Raw genomic sequence first — 14,518 nt, 5'->3', positions numbered from 1 at the left:
AAATTGATTGCGCAATCTGAAAATTTTTTGCAGTGTGCGCATCTGGGAAGCGGAGGATGTCATGGCAGCGACGATCGTGCCGGGCAAGCGCGGCAAGAAAAGCCGGCGGGTGCGGCTGGAGGATATTGCGGGAAAGGTGGGCGTGTCGCTGAGCACCGTGTCGCGGGCGCTGGCCGGCGAGAAGGGCGTGCGCGCCGACATCCGACAGCGGATCATGGAGGCAGCGAAAGACGCCAATTACGCAATGCCGACGCCGGTCGCCGGCAAGAAGGTGATCCTGGCGGCCTCCAGCGCGGCGATGATCGACTACGTGCGCAACCAGTTCACGCTCTATGTGCTGGAAGGGCTGCGGGATCGCGCGCAGGCTCTCGGGCTCGATATCGTCACCCGCGCGGTCGCCGATCAGTCGGAGGAAAAGGTGGTTCTGGAGGAGGCGCTGGTCGATCCGGACGTCGCGGGATTGCTGTTCCTGACCGTCGATGACGAAGGGATGCTCGAGGCCACCCGCGGTTTCGGCAAACCGGTGGTGCTGATCAACGGTGACGACCCGATGATGCGGCTCTCGAGCGTAACCCCCTGCAACCGCTCGGCCGCGCATCTTGCGACCGACTATCTCATCCGGCTGGGCCACAAGCGCATCCTGTTCCTGATGCGCCCCGGCCGGCGGACGATCGACCGGCGCCGCGAAGGCTGGCAGGATGCCTTCCAACATCATGGTCTGCCTTGCCCTCCGGATCTCGTCGTGCCGGTCGAGGACTGGCTGCCGGAGCTTGCCGCCCAGGCGGTCAGCGAGCGGTTGCGCAGGAACGGGCTCGATTTCACGGCCGTGCTGACGGCTGGCGACAGTCTCGCAGTCGGTGCGATGATGGGCGTGCAGCAGATGGGGTACACCGTGCCGGGCGACGTTTCGGTGATGGGCATGGACGACCTGCCGCAGGCCGCCTTCCTCAATCCGCCGCTGACGACCGTGCATGTTCCGATGCGCGAGCTCGGCGCCGTGGCGCTCGATCTTTTGCGGGACGGGATGACCGGATTTGCAAATCCGGCGCGGCGGGTGGAGCTTGCCTGTCACATCGCCGAGCGCCAGTCGACCGGGCCGGCCAGAGGTTGACGCCGGCCAAATCGGTCATTCATGCACCATTCAGCGCCGTGCTGGAACAATGCGGATGTCTCGAACATTGACATCCGGCGAAATCCGTCCGGCAGATGGTCAAGTCCGGTTCGTGTTATTCGGTTTCTCAGGAGGAAGCCCGTGAAGAAAGTTCTGGTGTCCGTTGCGGCACTTTGCGCCCTGTTCGTGGCGCCGTCGATTGCGGATGCGGCCGTGCGCGGTGTCGCCACGGCCAATGTCAACATGCGGTCCGGGCCGAGTACCGGCTATCCGGCCGTCGACGTCATTCCGGTCGGTGCGTCGGTGACGATCTATGGCTGCATGAGCAGCGTCAACTGGTGCGACGTCGCCTTCGTCGGCGGACGCGGCTGGGTGTCGGGCAATTACGTGCAGGCGACCTATCGTTCCAACCGCGTCTATGTCGCCCCTGACTACTACGAGGGCCTCGGCATTCCGATGGTCACGTTCGATGTCGGCAACTATTGGGGCCGTTATTATCGCAACCGCGACTTCTACCGCGATCGCGATCGTTGGGACCGCTACGACTGGAGACGCGACGCGCGCCTTGCGCCGCCGCCTCCTGCGCCGCCGCGCTGGGATCGTGACGGTGACCCGCGCTGGGACCGCGACCGGAGCTGGAGCCCCGGCGACCGGGCGCCACCCCGCCCGCCGGTGTGGCGCGGCGACCGTGACCGTTTCTACAGGGATCCGGGTTGATTGCAGGCCGCCGCCTCTGCGGTGCGCCCGTGACGACGATCGGCCTCCGCTGATCCGGTGCAGGAATGCAAGAAGGCCGCCGAAGGGTGGCCTTTTTGCGCTCGGCATCAGGGGAGCTCATTGCGAAGCGTACCGTTCGGCCATGTTCTGGCCATTGCGCCTTTTCAGCCTTTTCGATAAGAGACCCCGCAACTCGGTAATCCTGTCATAAACGACGGGATTGCGAGGCGGTTTGAAAGCAGGCGCCCAAGGCTCCCGAGCCTCTTGGCGAAACAGTGGTTTTTGTCGGTATGGCTCGCATCGTCATGAAATTCGGCGGCACTTCGGTCGCCAATCTCGAACGCATTCACAATGTCGCGCGCCATGTGAAACGTGAGGTCGAAGCCGGACACGAGGTCGCGGTGGTCGTCTCCGCCATGTCCGGCAAGACCAACGAGCTGGTCGGCTGGGTCCAGGACATGCCGAAGGTCGCCGGCGCCAACTCGCCCTTTTATGACGCGCGCGAATATGACGCCGTCGTCGCATCCGGCGAGCAGGTGACGTCCGGCATCCTTGCCATCGCGCTGCAGTCGATGGGCATCAATGCCCGGTCCTGGCAGGGCTGGCAGATCCCGATCCGCACCGACAGCGCCCATGGCGCAGCAAGGATCATGGAGATCGACGGTTCCGAGATCGTCAAGCGGATGGGCGAGGGCCAGGTGGCCGTCGTCGCCGGTTTCCAGGGGCTCGGCCCCGACAACCGGATCGCGACGCTCGGCCGCGGCGGTTCCGATACGTCGGCGGTGGCGATCGCGGCTGCGGTCAAGGCCGACCGCTGCGACATCTATACGGATGTCGACGGCGTCTACACGACCGACCCGCGCATCGTGCCCCAGGCGCGGCGCATGAAGAAGGTCTCCTTCGAGGAAATGCTCGAAATGGCATCGCTCGGTTCGAAGGTTCTGCAGGTGCGCTCGGTCGAGCTTGCCATGGTCCACAAGGTCCGCACCTTCGTGCGCTCCAGTTTCGAGGATCCCGATGCACCGGGCATGGGCGACCTTCTGAACCCGCCCGGTACTTTGATTTGCGACGAGGAAGAAATCGTGGAACAGGAAGTCGTCACCGGCATCGCCTATGCCAAGGATGAAGCGCAGATCTCGCTCCGGCGTCTGGCCGACCGGCCGGGCGTGTCGGCAGCGATCTTCGGCCCGCTCGCCGAAGCGCATATCAATGTCGACATGATCGTGCAGAACACGTCGGAAGACGGTTCGCGTACCGACATGACCTTCACCGTACCGTCGGGCGACGTGCAGAAGGCCATGAAGGTGCTCGACGACAACAAGGAAAAGATCGGCTTCGACGTCGTCCAGACCGAATCAGGCCTGGCGAAAGTGTCGGTCATCGGCATCGGCATGCGCAGCCATGCGGGCGTTGCCGCGCACGCTTTCAAGGCACTTGCCGAAAAAACCATCAACATCAAGGCGATCACCACCTCGGAAATCAAGATTTCGATCCTGATCGACGGTGCCTATTCGGAACTCGCTGTTCGGACTTTGCATTCCGCCTACGGTCTCGATAAGAGTTGAGAATGAACCGTTTGGACGCGCCGGCAGTTGCTGGCGCCGCCTTGCGGTTGGGGTGACCTCGTTTCGGGAGAACATAGGCGATGAGAGACCTGTCGGCAGGTCCGCGCGTTCTGTTGAAGCGGCTGCGCGAGTTGATGGCGGAGCCGCTCGAGCCACAGGAGCGTCTTGACCGGATCGTCCGCCAGATCGCCAGCAACATGGTGGCCGAGGTTTGCTCGGCCTACGTGCTCCGCTCCGACGGGGTCCTCGAACTCTACGCGACCGAAGGCCTGAACAAGGAAGCGGTCCACACCTCGCAGCTGAAGATGGGCCAGGGCCTGGTCGGCACGATCGCCGCCTCCGCCCAGCCGCTCAACCTTTCCGATGCGCAGGCGCATCCGGCTTTCCGCTATCTCCCCGAGACCGGCGAGGAAATCTACCATTCCTTCCTCGGCGTGCCGATCTTGCGCGCAGGCCGCACGCTCGGCGTTCTCGTCGTCCAGAACAAGGCGAGCCGCAACTATCGCGAGGACGAGGTCGAGGCGCTCGAAACCACCGCGATGGTGATCGCCGAGATGATCGCCACCGGCGAGCTCAAGAAGATCACGAGGCCGGGCCTCGAGCTGGACCTGACGCGTGCCATCACCATTGACGCCGACGCCTATAACGAAGGTATCGGCCTCGGCCATGTGGTTCTGCACGAACCGCGTATCGTCGTCACCAATCTCCTGAACGAAGATGCGGAGAAGGAAGTCACGCGGCTGGCGGAATCGCTGGGGTCGTTGCGTATCTCGATCGACGACATGCTGTCGCGCCGCGAAGTCTCCCAGGAAGGCGAGCATCGCGAGGTGCTCGAAACCTACCGGATGTTCGCCCACGACCAGGGCTGGGTCCGCCGCATGGAAGAGGCGATCCACAACGGGCTGACGGCGGAAGCCGCGGTCGAGAAGGTCCAGAGCGACACCAAGGCGCGGATGATGCGCCTGACCGACCCCTATCTGCGCGAGCGGATGCATGATTTCGACGACTTGGCCAACCGGCTTCTGCGCCAGCTGACCGGCTTTTCCGGCCGCGCTTTCGACGAAGGTTTCCCGACGGACGCCATCATTCTCGCCCGCGCCATGGGTGCCGCCGAGCTGCTCGACTATCCGCGCGCCAGCCTGCGCGGCCTGGTGCTTGAAGACGGCGCGGTGACGAGCCACGTGGTGATCGTCGCCCGCGCCATGGGCATTCCGGTCGTCGGACAAGCGGCGGGCGTGGTGGCGCTTGCCGAAAACGGGGACGCGATCATCATCGATGGCGACGACGGCCAGCTTCATCTGCGGCCGGTCCTCGACCTGCAGAAGGCCTACGAGGAAAAGGTGCGCCTGCGGGCCCGCCGCCAGGAACAGTTCAAGGCACTGCGAGATGTCGAGCCGCTCACCAAGGACGGCAAGCGCATCAGCCTGCAGATGAATGCCGGCCTGCTGGTCGACCTGCCGCAGCTTGCCGAGTCGGGCGCGGATGGCATCGGCCTGTTCCGCACCGAGCTGCAATTCATGATCGCCTCGACCATGCCGAAGCTCGAGGAGCAGGAAAGCTTCTATCGCAACGTCATCAAGCAGGCCGCCGGCCGGCCGGTGACGTTCCGCACCCTCGATATCGGCGGCGACAAGGTCGTCTCCTATTTCCGGGCCCAGGAAGAAGAGAACCCGGCGCTCGGCTGGCGGGCCATCCGCCTGTCGCTCGACCGGCCCGGACTGCTGCGCACACAGCTTCGGGCGCTGCTCCGGGCTTCCGCCGGCGCCGAGCTCAAGATGATGCTGCCGATGGTGACCGAGGTTTCGGAGATCCATGCGGTGCGCGACCTGTTGCAGAAGGAAGTGCAGCACCTTTCGAAATTCGGCCACAGCCTGCCGCGCAAGCTGCAGTTCGGGGCGATGCTGGAAGTGCCGGCGCTGATGTGGCAGCTTGACGAGCTGATGGCGGAAGTGGATTTCGTCTCGGTCGGTTCCAACGACCTGTTCCAGTTCGCCATGGCGGCGGACCGCGGCAACGCCCGGGTTTCCGACCGTTTCGACAATCTCGGCAAGCCGTTCCTGCGCATTCTGCGCGACATCGCGCGGGCCGGCGACCGCAACAAGACGGTGGTGACGCTGTGCGGCGAGATGGCGGGCAAGCCGCTCTCGGCCATGGCCCTGCTCGGGGTCGGCTTCCGTTCGGTTTCCATGTCCCCGACCTCGATCGGGCCGGTCAAGGCAATGCTGCTCGGGCTTGACATCGACCAGCTGTCGGCAGAATTGAACGCGGCGCTCGACGATACAAGGTCGTCGGAGCCGATCCGCGCGCTGCTTGTGCGGTTCGCCGAGGCCAACAATATCCCCGTCTAGCGGATAAAAAGAATAAACGGAGTAGTGGGTGGCGAAGCTTCCTGTCGAAAAGATGCGCGAGCTGGAACGCCGGTTCGGCGAGATCGAGGCGCGCATGGCGGAAGGCCCTGCTGCCGACGTCTATGTGAAGCTGGCGTCCGAATATTCCGAACTGCAGCCGGTGGTGCGCAAGATCCGCGAATACCAGAAGACGGTCGATGAAGTCGCGGATCTCAGAGCCATGCTCTCCGACAAGGCGACCGACCGCGAGATGCACGAGCTTGCGGAAATGGAGCTGCCGGAGGCAGAGGAACGGCTCGAGGCGCTCGAAAAGGACATGCAGCTCCTGCTGCTGCCGAAGGACGCGGCCGACGAGAGAAGCGCAATCCTCGAAATCCGCGCCGGTACCGGCGGCAACGAGGCCGCACTTTTCGCCGGCGATCTTTTTAGAATGTATGAGAGGTATGCCTCGACCAAGGGCTGGAAAGTCGAGGTGCTGTCCGCCAGCGAAGGTGAGGCGGGCGGCTACAAGGAAATCATCGCGACGGTCACCGGGCGCGGCGTCTTCTCCAAGCTGAAGTTCGAATCCGGCGTGCATCGGGTGCAGCGGGTGCCCGATACGGAAGCGAGTGGCCGCATCCACACGTCGGCCGCGACCGTGGCGGTGATGCCGGAAGCCGAGGAGATCGACATCGAAATCCGGCCGGAAGACATCCGCATCGATACGATGCGCTCGTCGGGCGCCGGCGGCCAGCACGTCAACACCACGGACTCGGCGGTGCGCATCACCCACATGCCGAGCGGCATCGTGGTGACCAGCTCGGAAAAATCGCAGCACCAGAACCGCGCCAAGGCGATGCAGGTTCTGCGCACCCGTCTCTACGACATGGAGCGCCAGAAGGCCGACAGCGAACGATCCGCCGACCGCAAGAGCCAGGTCGGTTCCGGCGACCGGTCGGAGCGCATCCGCACCTATAATTTCCCGCAGGGGCGGGTGACCGACCACCGCATCAACCTGACGCTCTACAAGCTCGACCGGATGATGGAAGGCGATATCGACGAAGTGGTCGATGCGCTGATTTCCGACTACCAGGCCGGCCAGCTGGCGCAGCTCGGCGAGCAACAGGGATGACGACACTTGGCCTTGCCGTCGCGGATGCCAGATCGCGGTTCTCGGCGGCGGGCCTTCCGGATGCGGCGATCGAGGCGCGGCTGCTGATCGGCGGGCTGCTCGGGCTTTCGAGCACCGAGGTCTTCACCGGCGGCGACCGGCTGCTGACCGAGGAGGAAACCTCCCGGATTTCGAAAGCGGTCGAGCGCCGCTTGAAACGGGAGCCGGTGCACCGCATATTAGGATCACGTGAATTCCATGGCATGGAGCTCCTGATTTCGAAGGAAACGCTGGAGCCGCGCCCGGACACCGAAATCCTGGTGGATTCGATGCTTGCCCATGTGAGGCAGATTGTCGCAGACAAGGGTTCGGCACGTATTCTCGATCTTGGTACCGGAACCGGCGCGATCGTTCTCGCACTCCTCAAGGAAAGCCCGGAGGCTCAAGGGATCGGCAGCGATATCTCGGAGGATGCCCTGCTAACGGCGACAGAAAATGCTGCCCGGTTGGGAATGTCCGAAAGATTTCAGGCGATCCGCAGCGACTGGTTCGACGCAATTTCCGGCCGGTTCGACATAATCGTGTCAAATCCGCCCTATATACGAAGCGATGTTATCCCCGCATTGGACCCGGAAGTCCGGGATTTCGATCCGCTGGCAGCGCTAGATGGAGGTCCGGATGGGCTCGAAGCCTATCGCGCGATTGCGGCGAGTGCAGGAGATTTCCTCGAAAAGGACGGCGTTATCGGCGTCGAGATCGGGTTCGATCAGAAGGAAACCGTGAGCGCGATTTTCCGTGGCGCCGGCTTTACGCTGGTGGAGGCGGTGCGCGATTACGGCGATAATGATCGGGTTCTCGTATTTACCGTGAACCATCCTTGATTTTGCAGGCTAAAGAAAAGGCTTGGATTTCCGGAGGAAGCGGGATAGCTTGCAAATACGCACTGGGACGGCTGGGAATGAACAGCGATTCGTTCGGGTTACAGGGCAACCCTTTGATCCTTCTCTTTTCGAAGAGTTGCGAAGGTTGAACAATTCCCGGTGCGTGAATCAGTTAATTTGACTTTCACAAGCGGCAGGACGCTTTGATCGGCCTGTGCGCGGCACGCGAAGTCTTGTTCGGCTCTGTCCGACAGGCCGCGTGGCCCATTATCAGCGAAGACAGAGAATTGGTGAACGATAGATGAGGCCAGGACAGCAGAACAAACGCGGTCGAGGTCGCGGCAGTAACAATAATAACAATAGCGGCGGCGGCGGCGGAAATAACAACTTCAACCGCAAGGGCGGCAATCCTCTCAGCCGCACCTACGACAGCTCCGGCCCGGACGTGAAGATCCGCGGGACCGCCCAGCATATTGCCGAAAAGTATAGTCAGCTCGCCCGTGATGCCCAAAGCTCCGGCGACCGCGTGATAGCGGAGAACTATCTCCAGCACGCAGAACACTACAACCGCATCATTGCCGCCGCGCAGGCGCAGATGCAGGACCGGTTCCAGCACGAGAATCGTGGCGACTACCAGGATCGGGACGGTAACGTTCAGGATCAGGACGACATCGACAATAGCGAGGGCGAGGACAGCGGTTACTCGCAACAGCCGTCCATGGACGAGGCGCCGCAACCCCAGCCGCAGGCTCAGCATCAGCAGCCTCGCCGGGAACAGCGCGAGCCGCGTGAACAACGCGAACCTCGCGACCAGCGGGAACCGCGCGAACAGCGTGACCCGCAGCGCGAACGGCCCCGCCGTGAAAACCGCCAGGAACAGCCCGCTGCCGCAACTCCGGTCCCGGCCGCGGTCGCAGCACCCCAGCCGGTTGCTCCGGTTATGGATGGCTCCGGCCCCCAGCCGGTGATCGAAGGCACGCCTGCGGAAGTGGCGGTCGAGGAAGAGGCGCAGGCAGAAGCCGCGCCGCGCCGTCGCCGCGCCGCCGGCAGCCGTCCGCGTCGTCCGCGTCGTGGCGAAGGCGCCGGTGAAGAGGGCGAAGCCTCGGGCGACGGCTCGCAGCCCGCCCTGGCGGATGCCGCTTCGGAATAGCCCACGGGCTGGAATGACCAGATCAGGAAGGCCGCTCGGGAAACCGGGCGGCCTTTTTCTTCGAGCAAAAATAGCCGTTCTGCTTCAGGCCCGCGTTTGGCGGCGATCGCGGACCGAGCGGGCAAGCTCTTCGAGCACCAAGACCGATGTTTCCCAGTCGATGCAGCCGTCGGTGATGCTCTGGCCGTAGGTGAGCGGCTTGCCGGGCACCAGGTCCTGGCGGCCACCGATGATATTGCTCTCGATCATCATGCCCTTGATGGCCATGTTGCCGGCCGCGATCTGCGTCGCGACGTTTCTGACGACCAGCGGCTGGTTCATCGGATCCTTGCCGCTGTTGGCATGGCTGGCGTCGATGAGGATGCGCGGCTCCAGACCGCGTTTTGCGGCGTCCCTGGAAACGGCCTCGACATCGGCCGCCTCGTAATTCGGCTGCCTGCCGCCGCGAAGGATGACGTGGCAATCCTCGTTGCCGGTCGTCGTGGCGATCGCGGCCCGGCCGTCCTTGGTCACTGCCGGAAAATGGTGCGTCTGCGACGCGGCCAGGATGGCATCGAGCGCAACGGCGACGCCGCCATCGGTGCCGTTCTTGAAGCCGATCGGGCAGGAGAGACCCGATGCGAGCTGGCGGTGCACCTGGCTCTCGGTCGTCCGCGCGCCGATCGCGCCCCAGCTGACGAGGTCGGCGATATATTGCGGCGTGATCGTATCGAGGAATTCGCAGCCGGCCGGCAGGCCCATCGCGTTGATGTCCAGCAGAAGCTGCCGGGCGATCCTCAAACCCTCTTCGATGCGGTAGCTGCCGTCGAGATGCGGGTCGTTCATCAGGCCCTTCCACCCGACGGTGGTGCGCGGTTTCTCGAAGTAGACGCGCATGACGATTTCGAGATCGTCGCCCAGACGTCGTCGCTGTTCTTCCAGCCGCGCCGCATAATCCCTTGCGGCAACGGGATCGTGGATCGAACAGGGACCGATGATCACGATCAACCGGTCGTCCTCACTATCGAGGATGCGGTGCACGGTGTCGCGCGCGCGGGTGACGGTCTCGGTGACCGCATCATTGCGCGGGATTTCGGCGATGATGCCGGCGGGCATGGTCAGAGGGGTGAGTTCGACGATACGGCGATCATCGACGGTATTGGCATTCGGCACGGGCATGGCTCCTGTTTGGTCATACCGTGCGGAATTGAAAAAGCCGCCAGGTAGACTAGCGGCTTGAGGGAATGTCGTTGCGTCGAAATCAGCTACGCACGGACCCGCATCCGCTTGGGAAAGCGGTAGCTATAAAATCGCGAGGCGTAGGCGGACGTGAATGACATGGGGTTTCTGTATTCGCTGGATTGTGGATTGTCACGCGGAAAATTCGTGACGTTTCCGCTTGCGGATTTTGACCGTCTGAACTCTTTAAACACACGAATCCGCTTACCATATCTCCATCAACGCCGAACTTCGGCAGGGCTTGCCTTTGAGGGAGCTCAATCTCAATCATCGCTCCGTGCCTTATCAAGGGCGGGTCGATCACTGGAGGTGTCACAATGAACATCGAAAAATACTCCGAGCGCGTCCGCGGTTTCCTGCAGTCGGCTCAGACCCAGGCTTTGGCTTCGGGTCACCAGCAGTTCACGCCCGAACATGTGTTGAAGGTGCTGCTCGACGACGACCAGGGCATGGCGTCCTCGCTCATCGAACGCGCCGGCGGCAACGCCAAGGAAGCGCGCATCGCCAATGACGCCGCACTCGCCAAGCTTCCCAAGGTTTCCGGGGGCAATGGCGAGATCTATCTCTCGCAGCCGCTCGCCAAGGTTTTCGCGACCGCGGAAGACGCCGCCAAGAAGGCCGGCGACAGTTTCGTCACCGTCGAGCGCCTGCTTCTGGCGCTGGTGATCGAGACCTCTGCCTCCACTTCGGCGACCTTGAAAAAGGCGGGCGTGACGGCGCAGGGCCTCAACCAGGTCATCAACGATATCCGCAAGGGCCGCACCGCGGACGGCGCCAATGCCGAGGCCGGTTTCGAGGCCTTGAAGAAGTATGCGCGCGATCTCACGGCGGAAGCCCGCGACGGAAGGCTCGATCCGGTGATCGGCCGCGACGACGAAATCCGTCGCACGATCCAGGTCCTGTCCCGCCGCACCAAGAACAACCCGGTCCTGATCGGTGAGCCCGGCGTCGGCAAGACGGCGATCGCCGAGGGCCTGGCGCTGCGCATCGTCAACGGCGACGTGCCCGAAAGCCTCAAGGACAAGAAGCTGATGGCGCTCGACATGGGCGCCTTGATCGCCGGCGCGAAATATCGCGGCGAGTTCGAGGAGCGCCTGAAGAGCGTGCTCAACGAGGTGCAGTCGGAAAACGGCGAGATCATCCTGTTCATCGACGAGATGCATACGCTGGTCGGCGCCGGCAAGTCCGACGGTGCGATGGATGCGTCCAACCTCCTGAAGCCGGCGCTTGCCCGCGGCGAGCTTCACTGCGTCGGCGCCACCACGCTCGACGAATACCGCAAGCATGTGGAAAAGGATCCCGCACTTGCCCGTCGCTTCCAGCCGGTCATGGTCGAGGAACCGACGGTCGAGGACACGATCTCGATCCTGCGCGGTCTCAAGGAAAAATACGAGCAGCATCACAAGGTCCGCATCTCGGATTCGGCCCTGGTTGCGGCTGCGACGCTGTCCAACCGGTACATCACCGACCGTTTCCTGCCTGACAAGGCGATCGACCTGATGGACGAAGCCGCCTCGCGGCTGCGCATGCAGGTGGATTCCAAGCCGGAGGAACTCGACGAACTCGACCGCCGCATCATGCAGCTGAAGATCGAGCGCGAAGCCCTGAAGAAGGAAACCGACAGCGCCTCGGCCGACCGGCTGCAGCGGCTGGAAAGCGAAGTCACCTCGCTCGAAGAGCAGGCGGACGCGCTGACGGCCCGCTGGCAGGCGGAAAAGCAGAAGCTCGGCCTCGCCGCCGATCTCAAGAAGCAGCTCGACGAGGCCCGCAACGAGTTGGCGACTGCCCAGCGCAAGGGTGAATTCCAGCGTGCCGGGGAGCTTACCTATGGCGTGATCCCCGAGCTGGAAAAGCGCCTCGTGGAAGCCGAAGCCCAGGACGGTTCGACCAATGCCATGGTGCAGGAAGTCGTGAACCCGGATGCGATCGCCCATGTGGTGTCGCGCTGGACCGGCATTCCGGTCGACAAGATGCTGGAAGGCGAGCGCGACAAGCTGCTGCGCATGGAGGACGAACTGGCGAAGTCGGTCGTCGGCCAGGGCGATGCGGTCCAGGCCGTCTCGCGCGCGGTTCGGCGTTCGCGCGCCGGGCTGCAGGATCCGAACCGGCCGATCGGCTCGTTCATCTTCCTCGGCCCGACCGGTGTCGGTAAGACAGAGCTGACCAAATCTCTCGCCCGCTTCCTGTTCGACGACGAAACGGCGATGGTGCGCATGGACATGTCGGAATACATGGAGAAGCACTCCGTGGCCCGGCTGATCGGTGCGCCTCCGGGTTATGTCGGTTATGACGAAGGCGGTGCGCTGACCGAAGCCGTCCGCCGCAAGCCCTACCAGGTCGTGCTGTTCGACGAGATCGAGAAGGCGCATCCCGATGTGTTCAACGTTCTCCTGCAGGTGCTCGACGACGGTCGCCTGACGGACGGGCAGGGCCGCACGGTCGACTTCAAGAACACGATGATCATCATGACCTCCAATCTCGGGGCGGAATATCTGACCGCTCTTCGGGAGGACGAGGATTCCGAAAGCGTGCGCGAGCAGGTGATGAGCGTGGTGAAAGCCTCGTTCCGGCCGGAATTCCTCAACCGCGTCGATGAGATCATCCTGTTCCATCGCCTGAAGCGCAACGAGATGGGCGCGATCGTCGATATCCAGATGAAGCGGCTGCTGTCGCTTCTGGCGGAGCGGAAGATCAGCATCGATCTCGGTCCGGACGCCCGCGAGTGGCTGGCCGACAAGGGTTACGACCCGGTCTATGGCGCTCGGCCGCTGAAGCGGGTGATCCAGAAATACATGCAGGACCCGCTCGCCGAGCAGATTCTCGGCGGCCAGATCCCGGACGGTTCATCCGTCGCGGTCTCGGCCGGTTCGGACAGGCTGCTGTTCCGGGTCAAACGGGCGGTAAGCGAGGCTGCGTAAGTCAGGCTGAACATTAAAAGCAGAAATGGCGGCTCCGGCCGCCATTTTTGTTCGTATCCAGCGGATCCGGTAAAAGCCTCAGCGGCTGGCGACTTCGTCGGCGGACTGGGTGTTGAGCAGGGTATCGATGCGCTTGCGTTCGTCCTCGAACCGGGCGAGCGTCTTGCCGCTCAGCGAATTGCCGCCCGGCAGGCGGATCTTCATGGCATCGACCTTGGTGCCGTTGACGATCAGCTCGTAATGAAGGTGGGCGCCGGTCGATTGGCCCGTGGAGCCGACATAGCCGATCACCTGGCCCTGGGTGACCTTGGCGCCTTCGCGAACACCCGGCGCGATGGCGCTCTGGTGATTGTAGGAGGAGACATAGCCATTGGCGTGGCGGATGAGCGTCTGGTTGCCGTAGCCGCCGGAATCCCAGCCGGCCTTTTCGACGATGCCGTTGCCCGTGGCGATGATCGGCGTGCCGCGAGGGGCTGCCCAGTCGGTGCCGGTATGCATGAGGGCCTTGCCCAGGATCGGATGGCCGCGCATGCCGAAGCCGGAGGTCATGCGGCCGTTCGGAAGGGGATTGCGCAGCAGGAACTGCCGGATGCTCTTGCCGTCCTCGTCGAAATAATCGACCGAATTGTCGTCCGGGTTCTGGAAGCGGTAGAAGCGGTTCGTCGTGTCGCCGAAACGGGCGTTCACGTAGAGCAGCTGGGAATCCTTGTTCGCCTGGCCCTTGTCGTCGGCGACCGAGAAGAAGGCCTCGATCTTGTCCGTCGGTTTCAGCTGGGCCTGCAGATCGACATTGCTGGCAAGCAGTTTTACCAGCGTGCCGGTCATCTCCTTGCTCATGCCATAGGAGAGGGCGGCCCGGTAGATGCCGTCGTAGACGCGCGGCAGTTCGCGCCCGGCGAGGACCTGCGCCGGCTGTTCGCTGAAGGCCGAGGCGACCGCATCCAGCATCGGCGGCTCCTGGCCGTCCACGAAGCGGCCGTGATCGTCGAGAGCGACGGTCACCCGGTGGTCGCCGCGCCGATAGAGACTGGCGCGGACCACCAGAACCATGTCGCCTTCCTGGATGACGCCAATGCGCAGCACGTCGCCGACGGAAAGATCGGCCTCGCCGAGGCGGGATTGCAGGTAGCCGGAAATCTCGCGGGCCTTGCCTTCCGGATAACCGACCTCGGTCATCGCCTGGCTGACCGTTTCGACCTTGCGCACCGGAATGATGTCGTCGGCATATTCGCGGGTGCGCGAGGTGATCGCCTCAGGCATCGATACCGATATGTTCTCCTCGACGACGCGGGCCGATAGACCGGCGGTGATATCAAGACCGCCGCCGTCGTCCTTCGACGAGAAGCGCTGCGGATCGACATAATAGAGCGCCGAAAGCTGGCTATTGCCGTCGGTGAGTACCGAGCCGTTGGAGCGGACGTTCTCTTCGACCTCTTCGAGCGTCATCGCCTGCGCGAAGGCGTACATGCTGCCCTTGATGGGGAAGGCCACCGTTTGGAGACTGACCTCGGATTCGACAT

9 protein-coding genes and 1 pseudogene (1 of these 10 cut by a window edge) are annotated in these 14,518 nt (G+C 63.4%); 8 read left to right on the top strand and 2 right to left on the bottom strand.

Annotated features, from left to right (window positions below):
- Nucleotides 1–61: 61 nt before the first annotated feature.
- The 7 genes and pseudogenes from ACSQ8R_RS17015 to ACSQ8R_RS16985 all read left to right on the top strand — a co-directional run bounded on the left by ACSQ8R_RS17015 (nucleotide 62) and on the right by ACSQ8R_RS16985 (nucleotide 8,862).
- Entirely contained in the window at nucleotides 62–1,111 is a 1,050-nt protein-coding gene (locus tag ACSQ8R_RS17015) for a LacI family DNA-binding transcriptional regulator (protein WP_436254465.1), read from the top strand.
- 141 nt (nucleotides 1,112–1,252) lie between these two features.
- A pseudogene (locus ACSQ8R_RS17010) lies at nucleotides 1,253–1,807 on the top strand (SH3 domain-containing protein); the annotation flags it as partial.
- A 311-nt stretch (nucleotides 1,808–2,118) separates the two neighbouring features.
- Complete coding sequence (locus ACSQ8R_RS17005; protein ID WP_436254464.1) at nucleotides 2,119–3,393, top strand: aspartate kinase; 1,275 nt, start codon at nucleotides 2,119–2,121, stop codon at nucleotides 3,391–3,393.
- 80 nt (nucleotides 3,394–3,473) lie between these two features.
- Complete coding sequence (ptsP, locus tag ACSQ8R_RS17000; protein ID WP_436254463.1) at nucleotides 3,474–5,741, top strand: phosphoenolpyruvate--protein phosphotransferase; 2,268 nt, start codon at nucleotides 3,474–3,476, stop codon at nucleotides 5,739–5,741.
- 28 nt (nucleotides 5,742–5,769) lie between these two features.
- A complete protein-coding gene (gene prfA / locus ACSQ8R_RS16995; RefSeq protein WP_436254462.1) occupies nucleotides 5,770–6,852 on the top strand; it encodes a peptide chain release factor 1 in 1,083 nt (360 codons plus the stop codon).
- Nucleotides 6,849–7,712, top strand: a complete 864-nt coding sequence (prmC, locus tag ACSQ8R_RS16990) for a peptide chain release factor N(5)-glutamine methyltransferase (RefSeq protein ID WP_436254461.1) — start codon at nucleotides 6,849–6,851, stop codon at nucleotides 7,710–7,712. The genes prfA and prmC overlap by 4 nt, the downstream gene beginning before the upstream one ends.
- Nucleotides 7,713–8,013: 301 nt before the next feature.
- Complete coding sequence (locus tag ACSQ8R_RS16985) at nucleotides 8,014–8,862, top strand: DUF4167 domain-containing protein (RefSeq protein ID WP_436254460.1); 849 nt, start codon at nucleotides 8,014–8,016, stop codon at nucleotides 8,860–8,862.
- 84 nt (nucleotides 8,863–8,946) lie between these two features.
- On the opposite strand, the gene ACSQ8R_RS16980 is transcribed toward ACSQ8R_RS16985, so the two are convergent.
- The gene (locus ACSQ8R_RS16980) at nucleotides 8,947–10,020 is read right to left on the bottom strand and encodes a 3-deoxy-7-phosphoheptulonate synthase (protein ID WP_436254459.1); all 1,074 of its coding nucleotides are present in this window, start codon (nucleotides 10,018–10,020) and stop codon (nucleotides 8,947–8,949) included.
- Between the two features lie 377 nt (nucleotides 10,021–10,397).
- On the opposite strand from ACSQ8R_RS16980, the gene clpB reads away from it, so the two are divergent.
- Nucleotides 10,398–12,998, top strand: a complete 2,601-nt coding sequence (gene clpB / locus ACSQ8R_RS16975; protein WP_436254458.1) for an ATP-dependent chaperone ClpB — start codon at nucleotides 10,398–10,400, stop codon at nucleotides 12,996–12,998.
- 78 nt (nucleotides 12,999–13,076) lie between these two features.
- Here clpB and ACSQ8R_RS16970 read toward each other — a convergent pair whose 3' ends face one another.
- Nucleotides 13,077–14,518, bottom strand: the 3' portion of a protein-coding gene (locus ACSQ8R_RS16970) for a M23 family metallopeptidase (protein ID WP_436254457.1). 499 nt of this gene lie beyond the right edge of the window; 1,442 of the gene's 1,941 nt are visible here — the last part of the coding sequence; its start codon lies off the right edge, out of view; it ends in the stop codon at nucleotides 13,077–13,079.

Source organism: Neorhizobium sp. LjRoot104, from assembly GCF_964253725.1.
Taxonomy (GTDB): domain Bacteria; phylum Pseudomonadota; class Alphaproteobacteria; order Rhizobiales; family Rhizobiaceae; genus Neorhizobium.
Note: the sequence above shows the minus strand (reverse complement) of the source record. Positions and strands in the feature narration are given on the sequence as shown.